Annotated in this window: 18 protein-coding genes; 4 read left to right on the top strand and 14 right to left on the bottom strand. The window is 48.7% G+C overall.

The genetic code is table 11. From position 1 onward, the window contains the following. Positions 1–100: 100 nt before the first annotated feature. The 11 genes from B2X65_RS12475 to B2X65_RS12425 form a co-directional block, all read right to left on the bottom strand. Positions 101–1777: a S8 family serine peptidase gene (locus B2X65_RS12475; RefSeq protein WP_290612960.1), complete on the bottom strand. Its 1677-nt coding sequence runs from the start codon at positions 1775–1777 to the stop codon at positions 101–103. Between the two features lie 260 nt (positions 1778–2037). Next, entirely contained in the window at positions 2038–3621 is a 1584-nt protein-coding gene (lnt, locus tag B2X65_RS12470) for an apolipoprotein N-acyltransferase (RefSeq protein ID WP_290612958.1), read from the bottom strand. Positions 3622–3671: 50 nt separating this feature from the next. Continuing rightward, a complete protein-coding gene (locus tag B2X65_RS12465; RefSeq protein WP_290612956.1) occupies positions 3672–4550 on the bottom strand; it encodes an HlyC/CorC family transporter in 879 nt (292 codons plus the stop codon). Positions 4551–4583: 33 nt separating this feature from the next. Continuing rightward, positions 4584–5045: an rRNA maturation RNase YbeY gene (gene ybeY, locus B2X65_RS12460; protein WP_290612954.1), complete on the bottom strand. Its 462-nt coding sequence runs from the start codon at positions 5043–5045 to the stop codon at positions 4584–4586. Further along, positions 5042–6049 carry a PhoH family protein gene (locus tag B2X65_RS12455; RefSeq protein WP_290612952.1) on the bottom strand — a complete coding sequence of 336 codons (1008 nt, stop codon included), beginning with the start codon at positions 6047–6049 and terminating at the stop codon, positions 5042–5044. Before B2X65_RS12455 ends, ybeY begins: the two co-directional genes overlap by 4 nt. Before the next feature lie 25 nt (positions 6050–6074). Next, positions 6075–7499, bottom strand: a complete 1425-nt coding sequence (gene miaB / locus B2X65_RS12450) for a tRNA (N6-isopentenyl adenosine(37)-C2)-methylthiotransferase MiaB (RefSeq protein WP_290612950.1) — start codon at positions 7497–7499, stop codon at positions 6075–6077. 134 nt (positions 7500–7633) lie between these two features. Continuing rightward, positions 7634–8482, bottom strand: coding sequence for a DMT family transporter (locus tag B2X65_RS12445; RefSeq protein ID WP_290612946.1), 849 nt, complete (start codon positions 8480–8482; stop codon positions 7634–7636). 127 nt (positions 8483–8609) lie between these two features. Then, positions 8610–13160: an EAL domain-containing protein gene (locus B2X65_RS12440; protein WP_290612944.1), complete on the bottom strand. Its 4551-nt coding sequence runs from the start codon at positions 13158–13160 to the stop codon at positions 8610–8612. A 135-nt stretch (positions 13161–13295) separates the two neighbouring features. Continuing rightward, on the bottom strand, positions 13296–14261 hold the full coding sequence (locus tag B2X65_RS12435; protein ID WP_290612939.1) for a cobalamin biosynthesis protein CobD/CbiB: 966 nt from the start codon (positions 14259–14261) through the stop codon (positions 13296–13298). Then, a complete protein-coding gene (gene mtnN / locus B2X65_RS12430) occupies positions 14258–14971 on the bottom strand; it encodes a 5'-methylthioadenosine/S-adenosylhomocysteine nucleosidase (RefSeq protein ID WP_290612936.1) in 714 nt (237 codons plus the stop codon). Before mtnN ends, B2X65_RS12435 begins: the two co-directional genes overlap by 4 nt. A 60-nt stretch (positions 14972–15031) precedes the next feature. Further along, complete coding sequence (locus tag B2X65_RS12425; RefSeq protein ID WP_290612932.1) at positions 15032–15928, bottom strand: pirin family protein; 897 nt, start codon at positions 15926–15928, stop codon at positions 15032–15034. 228 nt (positions 15929–16156) lie between these two features. Between B2X65_RS12425 and B2X65_RS12420 the strand changes: the two genes are divergently transcribed. Beyond that, a complete protein-coding gene (locus B2X65_RS12420) occupies positions 16157–16693 on the top strand; it encodes a hypothetical protein (RefSeq protein WP_290612929.1) in 537 nt (178 codons plus the stop codon). 87 nt (positions 16694–16780) lie between these two features. Here the strand turns inward: B2X65_RS12420 and B2X65_RS12415 are convergent, their stop codons facing one another. Beyond that, positions 16781–17245: a methylated-DNA--[protein]-cysteine S-methyltransferase gene (locus tag B2X65_RS12415; protein ID WP_290612928.1), complete on the bottom strand. Its 465-nt coding sequence runs from the start codon at positions 17243–17245 to the stop codon at positions 16781–16783. A 1-nt stretch (position 17246) separates the two neighbouring features. Next, positions 17247–18071 carry a DNA-3-methyladenine glycosylase family protein gene (locus B2X65_RS12410; protein ID WP_290612927.1) on the bottom strand — a complete coding sequence of 275 codons (825 nt, stop codon included), beginning with the start codon at positions 18069–18071 and terminating at the stop codon, positions 17247–17249. A gap of 201 nt (positions 18072–18272) precedes the next feature. Here B2X65_RS12410 and B2X65_RS12405 point away from each other — a divergent pair, with 201 nt between their 5' ends. Continuing rightward, positions 18273–18614: a HopJ type III effector protein gene (locus tag B2X65_RS12405; protein WP_290612926.1), complete on the top strand. Its 342-nt coding sequence runs from the start codon at positions 18273–18275 to the stop codon at positions 18612–18614. An 81-nt stretch (positions 18615–18695) separates the two neighbouring features. On the opposite strand, the gene B2X65_RS12400 is transcribed toward B2X65_RS12405, so the two are convergent. Next, positions 18696–20816 carry an alpha/beta hydrolase family protein gene (locus B2X65_RS12400; RefSeq protein ID WP_290612924.1) on the bottom strand — a complete coding sequence of 707 codons (2121 nt, stop codon included), beginning with the start codon at positions 20814–20816 and terminating at the stop codon, positions 18696–18698. Between the two features lie 155 nt (positions 20817–20971). Here B2X65_RS12400 and B2X65_RS12395 point away from each other — a divergent pair, with 155 nt between their 5' ends. Next, positions 20972–22207, top strand: coding sequence for a DUF819 domain-containing protein (locus tag B2X65_RS12395; protein WP_290612922.1), 1236 nt, complete (start codon positions 20972–20974; stop codon positions 22205–22207). Positions 22208–22241: 34 nt separating this feature from the next. Next, positions 22242–23327 carry an AI-2E family transporter gene (locus tag B2X65_RS12390; protein WP_290612920.1) on the top strand — a complete coding sequence of 362 codons (1086 nt, stop codon included), beginning with the start codon at positions 22242–22244 and terminating at the stop codon, positions 23325–23327. Positions 23328–23414: the final 87 nt, after the last annotated feature.

Raw genomic sequence — 23414 nt, 5'->3', positions numbered from 1 at the left:
AGCTGTCTGAAGAGAATGAGGCGGTGCAACTATCAGACTTGCCAGGTTGGCGCTAATAAAAAGCCGGCATTATGCCGGCTAGTAGTAGTGGGTTAAATAATTAACCACATTTTCTTGGGCCGCCTTTACATGGCTCTGGCTCTGGATCAGTACCACCACCGCCGCCACCGCCAGTGCCGCTACCGGTACAGCCATTCGCTGTCAGGTAGTCATAAGCCGCTTTCGCTTTCACAATACCGTAGCCGAAGTATACGTCCTTGCCCGCTGCGCCCGCATCTTGTGCCGTTGCTTTTAAGGCATTACGAATTTCAGTGCCGCTGCAGCTTGGGAAGTTAGACCATACAAGCGCCGCAATACCTGAAACAGCCGGCGTAGCCATCGAGGTGCCGCTCATATAACCATAGTCGCTAGCTGACGATGAAATAGTAATGTTAGTAGCACCTACCAGGTTGCTACGTGATTCTAAAGCTGCACCGTATGACGGGATATTAGCGGCGCCGGTAACATCCATATAAACCGGGCCTTCACCAGCAACGTTGTTGATTACAATCGCGCCGATACCACCAGAGTTTGCACAGTTATTAATTTTGTCAGCAAACGAGACGACACCACGGTCAATTGTACAGATTTTACCGTTTGCACCGGCATCAGTAGTTTGAGCTGTACCCATATGGTAAGTAGCGTTGTTCAAAGAACCTGTATTATCAGAAGGAGCTGCAGCAAAACCAACACCGTCGGCAACTGCTGTCACCATTGAAGTGCCGCCTGCCGGGTAGGTTGATAAGGTATCCACACCGCCCGCAGAGGCTTCTACACAGAAACCGTCATTGGTAGTGGTGGTAGCATTTTTGCCACGACCAGACGTCACTGTACATGAAGGGTACTGCGAAAAACTAGCAATGTTATTATTGGCATCGTTAGCACCGATCATCATTACCGAAGCATAACCTGCCGGGTAAGAGCGGGTGGTATTGCCGTCATTACCTGCCGCTGCCAGTACTAAACCACCATTGTTGGTAAAGGTGTTAAAAGCGTTTTCTTCAGTGCTGTTGGCACCGCCACCGCCTAAACTCATACTGATAATCTTGGCACCAGCTTCAGTACATTTTTGCGCTGCGAACGCTAAATCAGAGGAATAGCCCCAGCCTGCATCGTTAAATACTTTTATAATATGCATCGGGTTGCCTGGTGCCATGCCGATGACACCGATACCATTATCGGCAGCTGCAATTGTACCGGCAACATGGGTACCGTGCGGGCCACCATCACGGAACCAGTCACCGGTGCCGGAATTGCTGGTACCCGTAATATTTGACCAGTCGAAATCGTTATTGCCACCACCGGTTTCTCCGGTGTCACGGGCAATGCCTGAGTCGATGACACACACCTTTTTGGTATTACCTAAGTTCAAACCAACCTGATTGGCCTGCGACTGATAAACTGCGTAAGGGGTTAATTGCTGAGTTGCCGGATTACCGGCATCATCGTTGAACAGCGCCATAGCGTGGCGTTGAACATCGGCTTCAACCAGCTTAATATGTGGGTTATTCAACAGGCCTTTAATTTCACTTAACGATTTGCCGCTAAACTGCGCGGCGATAAAACCATCAGCGTCAACTTTAATTTCACCGCCAAGCTGTTTAGCAAGCGCTTTAACCACGCCTTTCTTGCTGTTATCAACCTGGATAATAACTCTGTCAGATGCGGCAGCAGCGGCTGTAACACCCATTGCCAGCAAAGTAGCGGTAGCTATAGTGGATAATTTATTTAGTTTCATTCAAATACTTCCTTTGGATTTATCAGTCGTTGCAGCTGATTTTTTGTAATCTGTCGCGCTCTGTCGGCGCTTTAACGCATTGCTTTATTGTTTAACACCACTTTGTTTTGCCATAAAAAAACAGGTAAAGCAAAGAATAAAAGTCAGCTTTCCGAAAACAGCCGTTAAGTGTAATTATTGTGAAATTAGTTAATGTTTTAAATGTAACCAAATGTAATAATTAGAAGCGTTAGTTTCTTTTAAAGGTAAATAATGCTGCTTTACCGCTGATGCTTTACTGATGAAGGCAAGTTGGTGGAATGTGGATTTAAAGTAGAGGGGTCAGGCTGACGTTTGGTAAAACGAAGGTTGATTAAGGTGCCAAGCAGCACCAAGCCAACAATGATAGCCAGTGGCCAGTCGCCAAAACGACTGTACCAGGTACGGCCAGTGCTTAGGGTTAGGGTATCGGATAGTACGGCCTCTTTAAACTGAGGTAGCCGCTTGGCAATGGTGCCGTCGGGCTTAATAGAGGCGGTGATGCCATTGTTTGTTGCACGTAACACCGGCCGGCCAAACTCGCGGGCCCGCATCTGGGCTATTTGCAAGTGCTGGTGGGGGCCGATGCTGTCTCCAAACCAGGCATCGTTGCTGACGGTCAGAATAAAATCGGTGTCAGTGGTAAAGTTGGCGCGAATTTGGCGCGGAAAAGCAATTTCAAAGCAAATGGCACTTAACAGCTGATAATCATTCGCCAGTAAATTAGGCTGCACATAACTGCCGCGGGTAAAGGAGCTCATGGGTAGATCAAAAATGGGTGCCAGATGACGCAGCCATTGCTCAAAAGGAACAAATTCGCCAATGGGCAATAAATGGTGTTTGCTGAAACGATTAGCATGGCCATAAAAGTATTGGCCTTCCGTTGCACCGGCCGTGTCTTTGCCAAGCACGATTAAATTGTTCCAGGCTTGCTCGGTTGAAAGGTTATAGTCCAGTATTCCGGTGATCAGTGCGGCATCATTATAAAAAGCCGCTTTGTTCAGGTTATCCAGAAAGGCTTCAGCCATCGGTTCCAGTTGCGGTATGGCCGCTTCAGGCCAGATCACAATATCGGCTTCGGCGAAATGCGGTCGGGTCAGGTCCAGATACTTAAGCATGGTTGGCCACTCCTGCTCAGGTTGCCAACGTAAATCCTGCTTTATATTGCCTTGCACCATCACAATATTGACGCTGTTGCTCTGGTAATCCCAGCCTTTGAACTGTTGCAGTAAAGGGGCGCTTAGCATAATTACCCCTGCCACTACTGCCGGGCCAACCCGGGATAATACCGGGCCGCCCTGATACAGGCGGGCTAATGCTGCCGCGCTGGCTGCCAGGATAAAGCTGATACCGGTTTCGCCAATTATTGGTGCAAAGTCGGCTAAGCCTGCACTAGTCTGGCTGTAGCCCAGAGATAACCATGGAAAACCAGTGAGCAGGGTGCTGCGCAACCATTCAATGCTAACCCAAAGCGCGGCAAATGTTAGAGCGGCAAGCCGTTTTCCATTGTGCCGTTTTAGCGTAAACCAGTATGTAAGCAGCGCCGCAAGTGCCGGGAACAATGCCAGATAGCTCACCAGCAAGGCCATTAAACCCAGGCTGGCAATCAGCGGTAAACCGCCAAACTGATCAATGCTGACATGCACCCAGCTAATACCAACACCAAACCAGCCAACACCATAGAAAAAGCCAGCAAACAGCGCCTGGCGCCAATGGCTGACCCGACCGATCACTAACACTAAGATTGCCAGGGTGAAAAAAGGCAGCCACCACAGAGTGAAGGGCGCAAACGCCAGGGTATTCAGCGCCCCGGCGCCGGTGAGCAACAGCGCAGCCGCGACCGATTTAACTTTGCGGGTAGTTTGGGTGACGGTAATTATGATCCGTTATCCTCAGTAACAACGCTTTGCTTGGCTTTAATTACCTGCAATTGCAGTAAGCGCCGGCTATTGGCTTTACTGACTTTAAAGGTCAGATCTCCCAGCTGAATACTTTCGCCCCGCTCAGGCATATGTCCAAACGCATGTAGCACAATACCACCAATGGTATCGGCATCTTCTTCGTCAAAACCGGTACCAAAGCTTTCGTTAAATTCATCCAGCGGGGTAAGGGCGCTCACCTGAAATACGCGGGAGGCCATTTTTTTAATATCGTTATCTTCTTCATCGTCGTGTTCATCTTCAATTTCGCCGACGATTTGTTCCAGAATATCTTCAATGGTGACCAGGCCGGATACGCCGCCGTATTCATCAACCACAATTGCCATATGGTAGCGCTTTTGTCGGAATTCTTTCAGTAACGCATCTACCCGCTTACTTTCGGGAATTATCACTGCCGGGCGTAAAAACTCGCCGATATGCCAGTCTGTCTGATTCGGATCCAGGGCATATTGCAATAAGTCTTTAACCAGTAGAATACCTTCAACGTGATCTTTGTCTTCGTTGACAACCGGATAACGGCTGTGGTTATTTTCAAGTAAGATAGGTAAGAACGCGCTGACCGGTTGTTCAATATCGATGGTCGCCATTTGCGAGCGTGGCACCATAATGTCGCGGGCCCGCATTTTTGATACGTCCAGCACGCCTTGCAGCATGCTTTTGGTGTCACTATCGATAAGCTCGCCTCTTGCCGCTTCGCTTATGATATCTTCCAGGTCTGATATATCCTGTGGCTCTGCACTAAAAATACTGGCGATACGCTCTAACCAGGTTTTGCCGGCAGAACCGCGGCTAGAGTGGGGGTTGTCGTCACTCATTCGTGAACTTATGCTCCATTAGTAATAAGAAACCTAGTTATCATCCAATAAATAGGGATTATTGATGCCAAGACCGGCCAGAATTTGAATTTCTTCCGCTTCCATCTCTGCCGCATCGTCGTCATTTATATGGTCAAATCCCAACAAATGCAAGCAACCGTGCACAACCATATGGGCCCAGTGGTCGGTAGCTGTTTTATGTTGTACCAATGCTTCGGCCTGCACTACCGGGGCGCAGATAACCAGATCGCCAAGTAACGGCAGCTCAATTCCTGGCGGTGCCTGAAAAGGAAAGCTCAGCACATTGGTCGGTTTATCTTTACTGCGGTACTGCAGATTAAGCTGCTGGCTTTCTGCGTTATCGACAATACGCACGGTAACCTCAGCCCCGGCCTGAAAGGGATGCACCGCAGCGTTAAGCCAGCGCTGAAAGTCGGCCTGCTGCGGAATGCCGGCAGTATCACTGGCCAGTTGCAAATCAAGGATGGTACTCATTGTTCGGCGGTGTTCCTGAGCTTTTCGGCTTCGTGGCTTTCATATGCCTGGACAATACGCTGAACGATGGGGTGACGCACCACATCTTTGGCGTTAAAAAAGTTAAAGCTGATTTCAGCCACCTCGCTTAGCACATCAATCGCATGTTTTAAACCGGAATACTGACCACGAGGTAAGTCAACCTGAGTAATGTCACCGGTTATCACCGCTTTGGCACTAAAACCAATACGGGTTAGAAACATTTTCATCTGCTCTGTCGTGGTATTCTGACTTTCATCGAGAATAATAAAGGCATCGTTCAGGGTCCGGCCGCGCATATACGCCAGCGGCGCAATCTCTATTACGCCACGCTCCAGATACTTTTCCACTTTTTCAAAGCCAAGCATCTCAAACAATGCATCGTACAAAGGGCGCAGGTAAGGGTCGACTTTCTGCGCCAAATCGCCAGGTAAAAAACCGAGTTTTTCACCGGCTTCCACGGCGGGGCGGGTTAACACAATGCGTTTTACCAGACCGCTTTCCAGCGCATCAACGGCACAGGCTACCGCCAGATAGGTTTTGCCGGTGCCCGCCGGACCGATCCCAAAACACACATCATGGCGAAGCACATTGGCCACATAGCTGGCCTGATTCGGGTTACGGGCTTTAACTAAGCCTTTTTTGGTTTTCAGGCTGAAATCGCCGGTACTGCCGTGATCATGTTGATACTGAATATCAAAGTTCTCACTGATGGTCAGATGCACCTGCTCCGGGGTAATGGCTTCTGCGTGTTGCTTATTACCGCGGGTAAGTTGAAATAACTGGCGCAGAATATCTGCAGCAGCGGCAACATTAACATCCGGTCCGGCAACTTTGAACAGGTTATCCCGATAGCTGATATCAACCAGCAAACGCCGTTCAATATGTTTTAAGTTATCGTCATAAGGGCCGCACAACAGGCTTAATCTGTTATTGTCGGCCGGTTCCAGTACCAGTTCAGTTACATTCAGGTTGTCAGTGTTCAATAGTGCACTCGCGGTTAAGGCCGGTTCAGGGCGTAAAAGTGGTTACACCTAAAGGGTCTGCTTTAGGTTGTCTGGCTAATATCTGGGCTGGAGCAACTTCCCGGCGCAGGCCCATTTCAGTCTCGGTGCGCAGTAATTCACCACGTAATGAATTGCTGAAAACGTCGGTAATTTTAACGTCGACAAACTGGCCAATCATTTCTGGCGAACCTTCAAAATTAACGACCCGGTTGTTTTCAGTGCGGCCGGTCAGTTCCATAATATTCTTTTTTGATGGCCCCTCAACCAATATTCGCTGCTCCGTACCCAGCATATTGCGGGCAATTTTCAGCGCCTGCTGGTTAATTCTGTCCTGCAAAATATATAAGCGCTGCTTCTTTGCTTCTTCACTGACATCATCTGGTAAATCTGCCGCTGGTGTGCCCGGACGTGCGCTGTAGATAAAGCTGAAGCTCATATCAAAGTCTATCGCCTGGATCAGGTCCATGGTGGCTTGAAAGTCAGCATCGTCTTCACCGGGAAAACCAATAATAAAGTCGGATGACATACTTAAATTTGGCCGGATTTTCTTCAGCTTACGAATTTGCGCTTTGTATTCCAGTGCAGTGTGGCCACGTTTCATTAAATTTAAAATGCGGTCAGAGCCTGATTGCACCGGCAAATGTAAATGGTCAACCAGTTCCGGTACGTCGCGATACACTTCAATAATGTCATCACTAAATTCAATCGGGTGCGAGGTGGTATACCTGATCCGGTCTATACCATCAATCGCGGCCACCAAGCGTAACAATTCTGAGAAATGACAAATATTGCCATCATGAGTGTCACCGCGATAGCCATTAACGTTCTGACCCAGCAGGTTAACTTCACGCACGCCCTGTGCCGCTAATTGGGCTACTTCGAATAATACGTCGTCTAACGGCCGGCTCACTTCCTCTCCCCGGGTGTAGGGCACAACACAGAAGGTGCAGTATTTCGAGCAGCCTTCCATAATTGAGACAAAGGCCGTCGGACCCTCTGCTTTAGGTTCAGGCAGACGGTCAAATTTTTCTATTTCAGGAAATGATACATCCACTACCGGTGAATGGGAGCCCTTAACGGCGTTAATCATTTCTGGCAGGCGGTGCAAGGTTTGCGGGCCGAATACAATATCAACAAAAGGCGCGCGCTCACGAATCGCTTTACCTTCCTGTGAGGCAACACAGCCACCAACCCCGATAATCAAATCCGGATTTTTTTCTTTAAGTGGACGCCAGCGACCCAGTTGATGAAACACTTTTTCCTGTGCTTTCTCCCGGATGGAACAGGTATTGAGCAGAATAACATCTGCATCTTCTGCCTCGTCGGTCAGGGTGTAGCCATGTGTTGCATCCAGCAGGTCTGCCATTTTTGAAGAGTCATACTCATTCATCTGGCAGCCCCAGGTTTTAATGTGCAGTTTTTTGCCCATTGGTGGTCGTTACCTGTGTTGTCGCGTCTGAAAAAGGGAGCGTATTTTAGCCTGTTCGGCGCCGCAGTGCCAGCCTCGTTGGCAAAAGCTTTGTTCTTAGCCGTTTTACTTACTATCGCGCGTTACCGCGGCAACTAAAACAGGCGCTGGCGGGTGGTAACGTAACCCGCATAAAAAATAATAATCACCCCAGCCAGCCAGCTTAAGGTTACCGGCTCTTGCCAGAATAAATAACCAAAAGCACCGGCGAACAGCACGCTGCTGTAGGTCCACATGCCAATATCACTGGCAGGGGCAACGGCAAAGGCACTGGTCATAGCTAACTGACCAACAGCGGCGAGCACACCCATTGCCGCAAAGGCCAGCCACACGTCGCTGCCAAGAGGTTGCCAGTAAAAAGGCACCGGTATGGCAGAGAGCACGGCCGTTAGCAGGGAAAAATAAAACACGATGCGCACCGCCGATTCAGTGCTGGCCATTGCTCTGATGGTGGTTTTGGTAATGGCAACTAAAAATGCCGCAAAAAGCGCCAGCAGTAACACCAGATTTAGACTGGGATCCGGGCTTGGCAGGGCCAGAATAACCCCGATAAAGCCAAGGGCAATGCCAAAACGGGTAATGCGGCTTGGCCGCTCATTCAGCCAGAAACGCGCCAGTATTGGCACGATAAAAGGGGATAACATAATCACCATCATGGCCTGGGCCAGCGGTAATTTTGATAGCACATAAAAGAAACAGTACATGGAAATCAGGCCGGTCAGCGCCCGGCTTACATGCAGGTACCAACGCTGGGTTTTCAGCATAGCAAAGCCGTGCCGGTATAGAAAAGGCAACATCAGTACTAGTGCAAACAAGTTACGAAAAAACACAATTTGTACTTCGCTGGCCATGTCGCTACTGTATTTCACCACAGCGCCAATACCGGCAAAGCAGGCTTCAGCCAAGAGTAACAGCAGGGCGCCTTTAAGCAGGTGAGGTTGCATAACAGTCCTGGCAGCGGGGTAGTATGGCTGCGCAGTATAGCAGGCCTGTGCCGGGGCAAACGAGTCGCCGGCACATTTTGGTCGCAGCACGCTGCCAGCTTATCTTATCAAGCCATAGCGCCGCAGCTTAGCGCTGCTGCCAAAACGGCGGAATTTGTGCTGCTGTCAGTGGTTTTGAGTAAAAATAGCCCTGAATTAAGCTGCATTGCCGTTCAGTAAAAAACGCCAGTTGCGCTTCGGTCTCAACTCCCTCTGCTACACAATACATGCCCAGGCTGCTGGCCATACTCAGCATGGCATCAATGATGGTCTCGTCGCTTTTATCAATGCCAATATCACTGACAAAACTACGGTCAATTTTTATGGCATCTATCGGCAGTTGCTTTAAATATTTTAACGACGAATAACCTGTACCAAAATCATCTAGCGCTAACTGAATACCCAGGGCACTTAATGCCAGCATGGTTTCAATGGCACTTTGCTGATCATTCATCAGGGCGCTTTCTGTCACTTCAAATCGCAGACAACTGGCAGGCAGTTTGTATTTATTCAGCAATGTTGCAGTATGGCTGGCCAGATTGCTTTGTTCCAGATGCTGAGTAGACAGATTTACAGACAAATAAATGTCGATGCCATACTGACGCCACTGACTTAAATCGGCCAGCGCTCGTTCCAGTAACTGCTGTGTCATGCTAACAATCAGGCGTAATTCCTCTGCCAGTGGAATAAATTCGACCGGAGAAACAATTCCATCAACGCTGTGCCAGCGCATCAGTACTTCAGCCCCGACCATTTGCTGTTTACTGCTGTCAACAATGGGCTGATACACATTGAAAAACTCGTTATTCTGGTGCGCTTTACGTAGCCGTGTTTCGCGCGCCAGCTGCATATGCGCTTTTTCGTTCATTTCGGTGGTAAAAAACTGGAAGTTATTGCGGCCTGCTTCTTTGGCGTGATACATGGCCACGTCAGCATGTTTCAGCAGTTCCTGCGCGGTCAGTGCGTCATCCGGATACAAGGCAATACCGATACTGGGTGAGACGCCAACGGTGTGCGGCCCCAGCTGCATCGGCTCACTGACCACGGATAACATTTTACGTGCTACCATGCTGACGTTTTCACCGCGACGATAGCCTTCCAGTAACACCACAAATTCGTCGCCGCCAAGCCGCGCCACGGTGTCCCGCTCACGCAAGGACAAGCCAAGCCGCCGTGCCACTTCTTTTAGCAGTAAGTCACCAATATCATGGCCGAGTGAGTCATTGACCTGTTTAAATTTATCTAAGTCGATAAAGCACAATGCCAGCGCTTTTTTCTCACGCCGGGATTGCTCCATTGCGTGTAATATCCGGTCCATTAACAACGCCCGGTTTGGCAAGCCGGTTAACGCGTCATAGTTAGCCAGATAGCGCAGCTCTTCTTCAGCCATTTTCTGCGCGGTAATATCGGTAAACACCAGTACGTAAAATGCGACCTGCTGCTGTTCGCCAATGGCACTGATATTAATCAGGGTGGGGCGTTCGCGCCCTTCCGGCGTAATAACCTGCTCTTCACCCTGCCAATGCGCGCCGGCGGACAATTCTTGTAGCAATTTGGTATAAAAGCGCCGGCGAACCAGGCTAATTCCCAGATGGTGTGTTCGCGGGTTATCCAGGTACTGCTCAACACTGCCAAATGCCACAGAGAATGACTGGTTTGCTGCAATGACCCGTTGTTTACTGTCTAAAATGACCACCCAATCACGGGTTTGCTGAAATGCCTCGCCAAACAGTTTCGCCTTTTCCATATTGGCGCGGGTTTCGGTAATATTGCTATACGTACCGCTCACGCTGATAGCCCGCTCATTGCTATCGAGCGCCGTCGCCCGGCCCTGATCGCGAAACCATAACCATTGGCCATTTTTATGCTTTAAACGGTAAGTGAGATCGAAGTTACCATTGGGATGTTGCAAAAAACGTTGCCATTGCTGCAGATAATTCTCACGATCTTCCGGATGAATAAGCGACTGATGCTGTTGCAGGGTAATCGTATTCATCTGCTCGCCATAACCCAGCATCAATTGCATTCTGGATCCATATAAGCTGTTTTTGTCGGCACGCCATTCAAAAGCACCACTATCGACAGAAGCCAGGGCTTGCTTTAACCGTTGTTCACTGGTCGACACTTCCTGGTGAGCTTCATAAATAATTCGCTGCTGCTCACGGCGCAGTCGATACAAATGATACAGCAATGCCAGACAAATCAGGGCATAAAATGTCAACGCCCAGGGAGAACGCCAGGGTGGCGGGGCAATGTACAGGCTAATAGAGCTAACATCACTTTCCAGCCCGGTATGAGGGGTAATAGCGACAACATTAAACTGATAGTGACCACTTCGCAGCCTTGGGAACACCACACTATTGGCTTGCTGCTCAGGAAAATTCAGCTTTTCACGCCCTTCCAGCCAGAAGCGGTAGCGCATTTTATGATTGTCCCGAAAGTGCATGGCACTAAATTGCAGTTCGATACCTAAATCTTCATGGCTTAATTGAAAATGCTGATTGTTAAGAATGCCACTGCGTTCGCTGAAATCACCGTCCAAAATGCCGATGTCAGTAATATTGACCTTGGGTTTTGGCTCAGCACTACTTAATTTAACCGGATCGACCAGCGTGATACCGCGCATGCTGCCAAATGCAATGCGGCCATCAGGTAACACCGTAGAGGCACCGCCGTTAAATTCATGCACTCTTAAGCCATCTGCTTTAGTAAAGTGTTCTATCTGCAGGGAATCCGGGTTAAGCCGGCTTAAGCCGCGATGAGAGGAAAACCAGATATTGCCAGCGGGGTCTTTTTGCAAAGCATAAACCTGCTCTGCTTCCAGCTTATCCTTAGAGCTAAAATGATGCTTTAATTCCATTGTTTCACTGTTAAAACCCAGCAGGCCAATGCTGTTCATGCCGAGCCAGAGAATACCATAGTCATCAAGCACCATCTGATCGGCAATCCGGAACAGCTCTGGCAAGTAGGGGCTGTGCTGGAACACCAGCCGTAAGGTATTAAACTTGCTGTTATATACCCATAGCTGGTCTGAAGCAGTGACCAGCAGCTCGTCGGGCTTGCCAGGTAAAGCACCGACAATCCCTTCAAAATAGCGCATGGGTAATTGCTGGAAAATTTCTAGCTCTATTATTTCGCCCGTGGCTGGGGTATAGCGGTATATCTTACCTGCGGAGCTGAAATAAAGCTGGTTCTGGTTAAAACCAGTGTCAAGAAAGTAATAATAACTGGTGCTTCCTAATAACTTTCGATCATTCTCGTCTGCTAACGGTGGCGTCAATAATGTATTGCTGGCCGTATCGAACAGATTTAAACCGGCTGCTGAGACAAACCATAACCATCCGGGGTTGTTAGGATCTAAGAAAACCTGTTCAATAGTACCGGAATGCCAAACATCTTTGCTGTGGTCAGCAACAAAATACTGGCTGGTGACGCCAGTAGCCACATTTAATTTATTTAAACCATTACTGGTACCAATCCATAAATTATCATCTGCATCTGCCGCCAGTTGATAAATTTTGTCGTTGCTAAGATTTTTGCCAAGGGTAGTCTGACGACTGATGTGCTCAAACGCCAGTGAACGGGGGTGCCAGTAAAAGGCTCCATTGTCGCGAGACGCCAGCCAGTACCCTCCAAACTTATCAGCCACCAGGTCGATAATGTTATCGTCATATACCCCATGTTCACTGTCACTAAAACGCATTAAACGTTGTAAGGTATTATCAGTGCTATTGAAGCTAAAAAGTCCAAGGTCGGTTGCAATCAGGGCTTCGGTATCCAGCCAGTGCATTTGCCAGATATTATAGTCAGCAATATGCCGTTGAGGTTGCAGTGGCAAATCAGTGACATCACCACTTTTTTCTAAATCAGCCAGGCTCAGACTGTAGAGACCTTCAACTGTACCAATGTACAAGCGATCCGCTGCGATACTTAAATTCTTGACATGTCGCTGGTCGTCACTGGCAATCTGAGCATCAAGATAGGGAATGTACTGATAACTGGCCGAGAGAAGATGATACTGAATCAAGCCATCAGAGGCCCCAATATATAAAAAATTGTTGTGCAGTAAAAAGGTTCTAAGCCAAATATCCGAAGCATTGTGTTCTTTGAGCGTCAGTAATAGTGAAGTCTGGCCGGAGTTTTTATTGACCCGGTGCACCTGGTCATTAATTATTATTAATAAATAGTCTTGGTTTTCATCAATAACATCAACGATATAGTTGTAATCGATATCTTCAGTGGTGTCATTGACTGCCAGAAAAAGCTCAAATGTACTGTTCTGAGAATTGTATAAATACAGGCCTATATAGGTCGCGGCGGCCCAAATTCTACCTTGCTTATCTTCAATAGTTTTGACAAATGCTATGTCCTCTAAGCCATACTCTTCTGTCGACATCTGCCTCACTTTATTCGCATCAAACCGGTTCAGACCGCCTTCGGTAGCCAACCATAAAAAGCCATTACTGTCGATCATCAGGTTGTTAACGGTGCCCTGGGAAAGGCCTTGGTCGGGTGTCAGAGGTTGCAGTAAGGGGGGTTGTGCCAGACTCTGGCCAGATAAGATCAACAACAGGCTAAACGTCAGCGTTCTGGCTAAGAACCTGATATGTTCAGACAACAGATCAACTCTGAATATCACGTAATCTCTCCAACCTGGCAGCTTTGTATGATTATTATTAGTGCTACAGCCATCTTGCTGTGACAGACCTTATACCGACAACACCTACCATGTCTAGTGCTCAGTGCAAGCTGCAGAGTATATAACCTATCTTATTTATATCAGCAATAATATGCGGGCAATATATAAAGCTAACATACTGCTAAGTAAGATAATTAATGCAGTTTGCTGGGCGTTAATCAGCAGAATAGCCCGTAAAATGTCTTTGCTGGCGGGTTCTACTCCGTCACCAAACCGCTGTCTGGGTGTTTTAAGCGCATCGTAATACGCCGGGCCGCCCAGTTTAACGCCAAGCGCAGCGGCCCCTGCAGCCAGCAAGAGGCGGCTGGGCCAGTAGTAAAAAAGCGTGTCGGCCTGACGATAATTACGCCAAGCTCTGCCAATCCCTGTTTGAATGGCTAGTAACAGAGCAGAAATTATAAGGCCAGGTGCTAATGCCAGCTGATAACAGCGCGCTGCCCCGCGGCCAAAGTAGCGGTAGTGGGGCAGTTTACTATTCCACTGGCGCGCGGCGGTTTGCAGCAGGGTATAGGTCAGAACCAGCAAGCCACCACCCATTAAAAACCAGCATAACGTGGCCACCAGATTGGCCGCCTGTTGCTGCAGCAGGCTTTCAATACAGGCTTTACTTAAGCCCATTGCTGATAAATTCTGGCGATCCCGCAGCAATAGGGGGGCAGCTTGCTCTTTGGCAAGGGTAAGCTGCTGGCGTTGTAAACTGAACGCCACGCTAGCGCCTTGCTGCAGGCTAAGCCGGCTACCGAGGCAGAAATAAAGAATAATGGCATCTAATACCAATGGCAGTTCTGATAGCAGATAGAAACCATAGGTGATAGCCAGCGGCAGCAACACTACCAGCAGCAGTGCCAGAGTGCCGGATAACTGCTGCTGAAAGTGACTGCGGGTGATATCCGGATGCACTTTTTTAGCCAGACGTTGCAGTATTAGCGCAAAGGCGCTAAACGGTACTCTGGTACCCGGCAATACCATCAGCCGGCTTAGCAGCAGCGCAATTAACGCCATACCTGGCCAGGCAGGCATGGCCTCAAGCCACGGCATCATTGTAAACTTACGTTGCTCAATTGGTTTAACAACGCGACTACCATCGCTGAACTGTTTTTCGAAGCGATTTCAAGATAGGCATCAAACGATATCGGTGACTCTTTTCCGGCTATATCACTAAGGCTTCTAATCACCACAAAAGGAGTATTTAGCATGTGACACACCTGCGCAATGGCTGCCCCTTCCATTTCCACCGCCAGCATAGTGGGAAAACGCTCACGGGTTTGTGCTATCCGCTGTGGGTCACACATAAAGCTGTCGCCAGTGGTAATGAGGCCGCTCTTGGTTTTACAAAAACCCAGACTACTAATGGTTTGTTCAGCGGCACTTACCAGTTGTGGATGGGCGATATAAGCCGGTGGCATTTGAGGTACCTGACCATACTCGTAACCGAATGCCGTCACGTCAACATCATGATGGCGTACTTCAGTGCCAATGGCGATATCGCCGACACTCAGTTCTGGGTCAAAGCCGCCTGCTGAGCCGGTATTGATAACGCAATCAGGCTTAAAATGATCGATGAGTAAGGTCGTTGCCACGGCCGCAGCCACTTTACCAATCCCGGATTGCACAATCACGGTCTCGTTGCCCGCCAGGTTGCCACGATAAAACACGTAGTTGCCGATTTGTTCGGTTGTTACCTTACTCAGTTGCTGTTTCAGTAAAGCAACTTCCGGTTCCATTGCACCGATAATACCAAAGCGTTTCATAACAGGGCCTCTACACTTAAAAGCGCTAGTATAAAGGCCCTGTGTCAGAAAATCCTCTGTTTATGCAGGCGTATTAAGCTTAATTTGACCTGCCGGGCCAGCTGCAGTGAGTTGGCCTTGCTGATAATCGCGGATAGCCTGCTCAATTTCGGCCGGCGTATTCATAACAAAGGGGCCATATTGTGCGATGGGTTCGCCAATGGGTTTTCCAGCCAGTAAAATGAGGCTTACGTCAGTGTTAGCACGCAGCGTGACGCTGTCCCCTTCGCTTAGTAAACCCGCGTGGTGCGTTTTTAATTGCTGCAGGCTGTCATCTTTTTTTACCGCAAGCTCGCCATCAAAGGGATACAGCATGGCATGATGAGCAGCGGGCAGGGCAACGGTTAACTCAGTACCCGTCTTCAGCCTGATGTCATAGAATTGAGGCTCTGTGCTTAAGCCATTAATCGGACCGGAAACGTTGTCTTTGCCAAAGCGAAAATTGCCGGCAATCACTTTTACTTCGATCCCCTCTGCCGGGTGATATTGCGGTATTTGCTCCGGGCTAATATCCACGTAGGCTGCAGGCTTCATTTTTTCGGTTGCAGGAAGGTTTAACCACAGCTGAAAACCGCGCATCATGCCTTGCTCTTGCTGCGGCATTTCAGAATGAATAATACCGCGACCTGCGGTCATCCATTGTACTCCGCCGCTTTTTAAATGCCCCTGGTTACCCAGGTGATCTTCATGCAACATATGACCGTCCAGCATATAAGTCACGGTTTCAAAACCGCGATGTGGATGCGCTGGAAATCCCTTAATATAATCGTCAGCCTGTTCAGAACCAAAACAGTCGAGCATCAGAAATGGGTCAAATCGCAGCTGGGGGTTAAGGCCCAGACTGCGCTTAATTTTCACGCCAGCACCATCTGACACCGCTACGGCGGCAATTATCTGCACAATATTGCGACTTTTCATAATGCTCTCCTGACGAGCAATCAATTATCGTGCTATTAAAGCGCAACTAAACAGAATATAAAATGCCAATTTACGCCGCACTTCTTTCGAAAAACCTGAAAGATTAAGCGAAGCAAAGTTAAGTTCAGCCGCTGTTAAGTCTGTCAGGCTAAGATGTCTGCCGTATTGCGACAGTCACTTGACATAAAAATCAGTCACTTGATTTAAAAAAGTAACGGAGTATTAAAGATGAAAAAAGTATTAGCAGTATCAGTTCTGGTGGCAATGACAATAAGCGCAACCGCTAAAGCTAACCCGGTTTGGGATTATGTTGGTGCGGGTTACACCGATGCCGCTGGCGATGGCCCCTACATTGAGGGATCTTTTCGGTTGAATCGCAATTGGATAGCTGATGCCAGCTATGCCCGCTTATCAAACGGTCCTTTTGATGCCAATCAGCTGAAAGCGGGTTTGAATTACATTCTGGGTACTTCACTGGGATTTTCAGCTGATACTCAAACGTATCTGTTGGGTGGCGTGGAGAACTGGTCTGGTGATGCCGATGAAACCGGCGCCTATGCAGGTGTAGGTATTCGTCACCCGTTAACCCCACAAGTTGAGTTGTACAGCGAAGCGACCTATCACACGGTTTTTGATGAGCATGGCAGTTTAGCGGGCGGTATTACCTACTTTTTGACGCCGGCCTGGGCTGTTCGTGGCAATTTAGCGCTTAATAGTGGTGATACCAAAAACGAGTTCCGCTTTGGTGTGTCTTACCAGTTCTAAGTACAATTCAGTTAAGTACTGTTTATCTCAGTCATGTTTTTGCTTGCAGGTTTGCCGGGCGTTGCCCGGCTTTTTTCTGGCTGCAGATTAATGTTGCAGCTTAAGACGTTGCTCATGCTGCAATAACCAGGCTTTATTGCGCAGGCCACCAGCGTAGCCGGTAAGGCTTCCATTGGCGCCTATTACCCGGTGACACGGCACCACAATTGCCAGCGGGTTTCTGCCATTTGCTGCTCCAACCGCTCTTACTGCTTTGGGCTTGGCAATGCTGTCGGCAATGCTGGCATAGCTGCAGGTTGTGCCATAAGGTAGCTGGCAAAGCGCCTGCCAGACTTGTTGCTGGAACGGCGTGCCGGTCGCTGCCAGTGGCAGGTTAAATGTGGTTAAATCACCGTAGAAATACTGCTCAAGCTGCTCAGCCGCAAGCCTGGTCAGGGCTGATGAAGCATCAGGGGTGGCGACTATTTTGCCAAGGGTTACCCTGAGTAAGCCCTGCTCGTTGGCAAAAATTTGCATGTCGCCCAACGGGCTGTCGATAGTTTGCTGAAACATTTTATTCTCCTTTTTGTAACCAGAGCTGAAAAGTAGCATAGCTTCGCCACGGTGCGAGGGTATCCGTGTTTGTTGCAGTGTTTTCTGTTCTGGCCAATGCTTTTTGAATACCTAAATCGCCAGCAAGCCAGATATCACTGTCACCCAGGCCGCGCATTCTTGCGTAATTAATAGTCCATGGGCCAATGCCCTTAATCGTCAGCCAGCGCTCAGCTGCTGCATCAGGCTCAGCCAGCACAAAAGCGGCAAGATCGCGCAAGGTTTGCCGGCGCAGCGCAGGAACTTTAATCATCTGTAAGTCGCTCGCCAGCACAGCTTGTGGCGAAGGAAACAACAGTTTGTTGTCAGAAACAGGGGCCCCCAGTGCCTGAACCAGACGATTAAGCTGGGTCCTTGCACCGGCTACGCTAACTTGTTGACCAAGGATCGCTCTGACACCGGCTTCCCACTGGTTCCACAGGCCTGGGATCCGCAGACCATTGATCAGCTGGCCTTTAAATAACGGATGGCTAGCCAGTTGCTGTTCAATTTGCAGCATGCTGGCGTCTAAGTCCAGCAACCGGCGCAGCTGCTGAACCAATGTGCCTAACCCTTCTGAGCCAGCCCAGTGCAATCTCAAAGTAAGGCTATGGGTTGTGCCGGGTTCAACTTCAAACCAGCCCGGTTGCTGCAAATAGGTAAACGTTCTGCCATAACATCCCGCATTAACCCATTCTACTTGATGCAAGGTGCGCGCCTGCCAGAATGCCAGCATGTTGTCCCACGCTAACGGCGGCTGATAACGTAACTCCAGCTGTCTGACAGGAGCAGTTTCTATGTTTAACATAAACCAGCACGATAAGTTTCAGATGACAAGAGTATACCAACACTGCTGCTTAAAACTGGCCATACCGCAACTAAAGGCTAATTTTATCTCCGGGCGCGGTAAGTGGTATTGCAGTTCGCTTTACTGCGGCTTACTATCAGTGCTAGCGTGTCCGGGCAGGATAACAGCGGCCAGCGAGGCCGGTTCAACGCAGGAGTTGCAATGTTAGAGCGCTTTTTTATTCAGTTAAGTACCGAGCCTGAAACCATTAGTTTTGAGCAAAGTATTGGCATTATTGACCTGATGTACCATTTTGAGCCATGTGACTTTAAAAACGGTGAGTTGCACAATCCGGCCGGTGAGAATGTCGGTGCCTGTAAAATACTGGCTTTTGGTTTACTGCATCAGTTATCTGAACCACAAACCTTATTTTTATTTGGCGACTTCTATGAGGAAGTACTCGCTGATCCTAAAGGCGCTGATCATGTGAACATCCGTAACTTTATGCGAAGCGGCTGGGATGGTGTTGCATTTAATCAGCAACCACTGCGTTTAAAACAATAACAACAGCGGCGTCATGCTGATTTTATATCGTTAATGGCTAAATACGGCTGGCTTTGGCCCGCCGTATTTTTAGGAAATGCCTCAGGCTGCGTTTTTGCTGTCTGTTGGTGTTTTATCTTCTTCGGATGCTTTAGCCGCTTTGATCTTGTCGCTATGCATCAGTTGATGATCAGGCAGTTCGGTTTTTCCTTGTTTAAGAAAATGATCCATCCAGCGGATTAACCGCATGCCGTAGTCCAGTTGTGCTGCGGCCTTCTGATTACCATGGCCCTCTCCGGGGTATAACACCAAGCGAACGGGCACTTTGCCATGAGTCTTCAGGTAACGGTAAAGCTCCATTGACTGGCTCGGATGCACCCGGGTGTCTTCTTTACCATGCATAATCAGAATAGGGGTTTGTGCTTGCTCCGCATGGTAAATAGGGCTGCGCTCTAAATACCACTGCCATTTTTGCCACGGATAACTGCGTGCATGTACCAGATGCATTTCATTGGCAATGTCTGTGGTACCAAACTTAGATAAATTATTGCTGATACCGACAAACATCACGCTGGCAGCAAAGTGTTCGGTTTGTTTGGTGGCTGCCCAGGCTGAGGCGTAACCGCCGTATGAGCCGCCGGTAATGCCTACTTTACTGGCGTCTGCCAGACCAATATCAACCAGATGTTTTTTGGCATCCACTAAGTCATCAAACTCTTTACCCGCATAGTCATTCTGGCCCAGTTTCGAGAACTCAACGCCCCGACCGGTGCTGCCACGGTAATTAGGAAAAAACTGCATATAACCTTCAGAGGCCATTAATTTCACCGGGCTGGCATAACGATCCAGCCAGCCATTTGAAATATGTGCTTCCGGCCCGCCGTGAACTACCATGACTAACGGGTATTGCTGGCCTTTAACATAATTCAGCGGGTAAACCAGGATCCCTTGCAGTTCGAGACCGTCGCGGGCCTTATGTCTAACCGTTTCCTGTTTTGGCATGCTAATGTCGGCCAACCAGGGGTTGGAGTTAGTTAGCCGGTTAAGCGCGCCGCGTTTCGTCATGGCATAAACTTCAGCGGGATGCCCGGCTTTATTTAACAGCACTCTGGTGTTTTCGCTGTTACTGGCAATGGCCAGAGTGGTTACGATGCCATTGCCGGCTTTAACCACGTCGCTACGTTTCATATTTCGCACATTTAAGCGGCCTACCTCAGCTTCAGTACCGACATGGCCAACATACTCCAGCTCAGTGTTACTGCGCCAGGCAACATCCTGCACATGCCCCATGTAATCAGGCAGAATGTCGGTTACCTGGCCACTTTTCAGGTCAGCCAGTAGTAAACGTCCGGCCGAGGGATCATGGATATCCTCACTGCCAATCAGCGCAATTTTGCTACCATCAGGGGAGAACTCGGCTTTATCCAGTTTACCGGCGGTGGCAAATCGCTGCACAGTTTCACCTGCAAGGTTAACTACCTGATACTGGCTGGCCATATAGTTGTCGTCTATCAGGGCGGTTGGGGCGGTGCGGATCAGCAGGTGATTGTTGTCAGGGGCAAAGCTGAGCGACAACACATTCCCTCCGATTGCAATCACTTCTGGTTTAAGCTCGCTGGCAGTCAAATCGGCCAGCCACAGCTGGTTTAATTCAGACTCCTCCTCATATACCTCTGCTTTAAATCCCTTTTTGGTTAATTGCTCTTTGGTTTTTGGCTCAGCCGGTTTGGCAATGAAGGCCAGATGTTTGCCATCCTGGCTGATGTCATAGCTGGCAATTGTGTTGCCATGGCTCAGAACTTTAGTGGCTTCACCACCATTGACGGCGATGCGATATAAACTGGCAAATTTATCTTTCCCACGCTTACTGACAAAATACAGCTGGCTGCTGTCAGGGCTGAATTTAAGGTTGCCCACCCGGACATCGCCGGTAATAAAGGGTATTTCCTGGCCTTTGTCATGCATCATAAATAATTCGCGGTAGCTGCTGCCATCGTCTTCTGTGTAAGGGTTACGCGGTCGATTACGAATAAAGGCAGTATAGTTGCCATCAGCACTGATGGTCAGTTCCGTGACGTGCTGCACTGCTACCGTTTGCTCCAGAGTAATAGGTTCGGCTTGCAGTGCGTTACTGCACAGTGCTGCGCCAACTAACAAGGAGCCTATTAACGGTTTTGTGGTTCGCCTCAGTGCGTTGAGCGAGGTTGAAACGAGATTGAGCATTGTTCTACCATCCATTTTTATCGTGCTATTTCAAATAACTGTAGCTTACAGGCTAGCAGCCTATTTTCTCCCACTGCTGCGCTGTGCTATGTTGACGGAAAAAGCTGGCGGTCTAGCCGCTGCCATAACAATAATAAAATGACACAGGACGCAATATGTCTCAACCACCCATATTTACTAATGATGCCGTGGTGCTTGGCTTACTGGCGGTTATTCTGGGCCTGGTTTTTTACACCAGCCACAGCAACAACCGTGCTTGCCAGCGTTTTTACAAATACATTCCTGCTTTATTACTCTGCTATTTTATTCCCTCATTGTTGAACAGTTTTAATGTGATTGATGGCGAAGCATCGTCGTTGTACAAAATGGCCTCACGCTACTTGCTGCCTGCCAGCCTGATTTTGCTGACATTGAGCGTTGATTTTAAAGCGATCCTGGGCCTTGGTCCCAAGGCATTGATTATGTTTTTTACCGGCACCGCGGGCATTATTATTGGCGGTCCGATCGCTTTTCTCAGTGTCGGGTATTTTTTCCCTGAGCAGCTTGGTGGTGATGTCTGGCGCGGCTTAACCACCGTTGCCGGCAGCTGGATAGGCGGTGGCGCGAATCAGGCAGCAATGAAAGAAGTATTTGAGGTAGACGGCAGTTTATTCTCGGTAATGATAACCGTCGATGTGCTGGTCGCCAATGTCTGGTTGGCTGTGTTGTTATTTATCGCCAGCCGGGCAAAGCAAATTGATCAGGCTAACGGCGCGGATACCCGGGCAATAGGTCATTTACAGCAAAAAATAGAGCAATATCAGGCTGAAAATTCCCGCATTCCGGCTATTCAGGATATTATGCTGATCGTGGCGGTAGCCTTTGGCGTGACGGGCCTGGCGCATGCCCTGGCCGATATTATTGCACCATGGATTGGCGAGGTGGCACCGCACCTGGCAGATTACAGCTTAACCAGCGGGTTTTTCTGGCTGGTGGTCATTGCAACCACGGTGGGGTTGCTATTGTCACTAACCCCTGCCCGGAAATTAGAAGGCGCGGGTGCCTCTAAAGTCGGTACGGCATTTTTATATATTTTAGTGGCAACCATTGGTATGCAAATGGATGTTACGGCAATTCTCAGTAACAAATTGATGTTTTTGGTCGGTATTATCTGGATGCTGGTACATGCAATTCTTTTGCTGGTGGTCGCCAAACTTATTAAAGCCCCGATGTTTTATCTGGCGGTGGGCAGCCAGGCCAATGTTGGCGGGGCAGCATCTGCGCCAGTAGTCGCAGCCGCATTTCATCCGTCCCTGGCACCGGTTGGCGTATTGCTTGCGGTACTTGGTTATGGCTTAGGCACTTATGGCGCCTATATTTGTGGGTTGATTTTGCAGCAGGTTGCGCCCTAGTAAGGGTGGCTTGCACTAAAAAGGAGTTTAACGGGTGAGTAACGAATTTAAAACCGAGCCAGGGCATTGGGTGCTGATCGTTTTCTTATTGCTGGCGTTATATGCCAGCTATTTGTTGATTGAGCCTTTTATGGGGCCCGTGGTGCTGGCCTTTGTGTTGTCATTGCTGTGTTTTCCGGTGCATCAGCGAATTGTGGATAAATTTCCTGACAAACCTAACCTGGCCTCGACCATCACCTGCTCGTTGTTGGTTGTGGTTATTCTGGTGCCTGCAACGTTAGTCATCATGGCGATTGTTCAGCAAGGTATTACTTTTGCAAAAGACAGTTATCAATGGGTTGAAGACGGGGGCGCCGAGCAGCTATTGCAGCAACCCCTGGTGAAAAGCAGTATTGATAGACTTAATGAGTTTTTACCCACCAGTGATTTTAGTATCCGCGGTATTATTGACCGCCTGGCTGAATTTGCTTCAGGCTTTAGTAACGAGCTGCTTAATATGAGTACGAAAGTGCTTGGCGATGTTACCGGGATGATCATCAGTTTCTTCCTGATGTTATTTGTGCTGTTTTTTTTACTGCGTGATCATAAAAAAATCATTGAAAGTCTTTACTGGGTAATACCGCTGGCCCGCTCTCAGGAAGAAAAGCTGTTAAAGGAAGCCAACACGGTCGCCCGCTCAGCCGTGATGGGCACATTATTGACGGCATTAGCTCAGGGCATCGCTGGCGGTATTGGCATGGCTATTGTTGGCATGCCGGGATTATTCTGGGGCACCATGATGGTGTTTGCTTCCCTGATACCGGTGGTCGGCGCGGCGTTAATCTGGGTACCGGCCAGTTTATACCTTGTCCTGACTGGTGACTGGCCCTGGGCCTTGTTTTTAACCTTGTGGGGGGCAATAGTGGTTGGCTCAATCGACAACTTCTTACGACCTGTGCTAATGCAGGGCACCTCTGATATGAGCACCTTAGTGCTATTTTTGTCACTGATTGGTGGTTTGCAACTATTTGGCGTTATCGGCCTGATTTATGGGCCCATTATATTTGCCTTGACTCATGTGCTTATTAAGCTTTACACGATTGAATTCAAAGATTTTCTTGAGAAGCAAGATAATAGTTGATGCCAGTGAGTCCGGTATAAAATGAGTAAGTCCTGGCAAACTGAAGAGAGTTTCCAGTTTGCCAGGTGTTGTATTGATGTTGTGTGA

The sequence above is a fragment of the Arsukibacterium sp. UBA3155 genome, assembly GCA_002364615.1.
GTDB lineage: Bacteria > Pseudomonadota > Gammaproteobacteria > Enterobacterales > Alteromonadaceae > Alishewanella.
The sequence above is the reverse complement of the archived record's forward strand: the minus strand, read 5'-3'. Positions and strand labels throughout refer to the sequence as shown.

Coding starts and splice junctions, on each gene's coding strand:
- B2X65_RS12400 (WP_290612924.1), bottom strand. CDS start 20,816: ATGCTCAATCTCGTTTCAACCTCGCTCAACGCACTGAGGCGAACCACA.
- B2X65_RS12445 (WP_290612946.1), bottom strand. CDS start 8,482: ATGCAACCTCACCTGCTTAAAGGCGCCCTGCTGTTACTCTTGGCTGAA.
- mtnN (WP_290612936.1), bottom strand. CDS start 14,971: ATGAAACGCTTTGGTATTATCGGTGCAATGGAACCGGAAGTTGCTTTA.
- B2X65_RS12475 (WP_290612960.1), bottom strand. CDS start 1,777: ATGAAACTAAATAAATTATCCACTATAGCTACCGCTACTTTGCTGGCA.
- B2X65_RS12410 (WP_290612927.1), bottom strand. CDS start 18,071: ATGTTAAACATAGAAACTGCTCCTGTCAGACAGCTGGAGTTACGTTAT.
- miaB (WP_290612950.1), bottom strand. CDS start 7,499: ATGGGCAAAAAACTGCACATTAAAACCTGGGGCTGCCAGATGAATGAG.
- ybeY (WP_290612954.1), bottom strand. CDS start 5,045: ATGAGTACCATCCTTGATTTGCAACTGGCCAGTGATACTGCCGGCATT.
- B2X65_RS12405 (WP_290612926.1), top strand. CDS start 18,273: ATGTTAGAGCGCTTTTTTATTCAGTTAAGTACCGAGCCTGAAACCATT.
- B2X65_RS12435 (WP_290612939.1), bottom strand. CDS start 14,261: ATGATGCCGTGGCTTGAGGCCATGCCTGCCTGGCCAGGTATGGCGTTA.
- B2X65_RS12465 (WP_290612956.1), bottom strand. CDS start 4,550: ATGAGTGACGACAACCCCCACTCTAGCCGCGGTTCTGCCGGCAAAACC.
- B2X65_RS12420 (WP_290612929.1), top strand. CDS start 16,157: ATGAAAAAAGTATTAGCAGTATCAGTTCTGGTGGCAATGACAATAAGC.
- B2X65_RS12415 (WP_290612928.1), bottom strand. CDS start 17,245: ATGTTTCAGCAAACTATCGACAGCCCGTTGGGCGACATGCAAATTTTT.
- B2X65_RS12395 (WP_290612922.1), top strand. CDS start 20,972: ATGTCTCAACCACCCATATTTACTAATGATGCCGTGGTGCTTGGCTTA.
- B2X65_RS12425 (WP_290612932.1), bottom strand. CDS start 15,928: ATGAAAAGTCGCAATATTGTGCAGATAATTGCCGCCGTAGCGGTGTCA.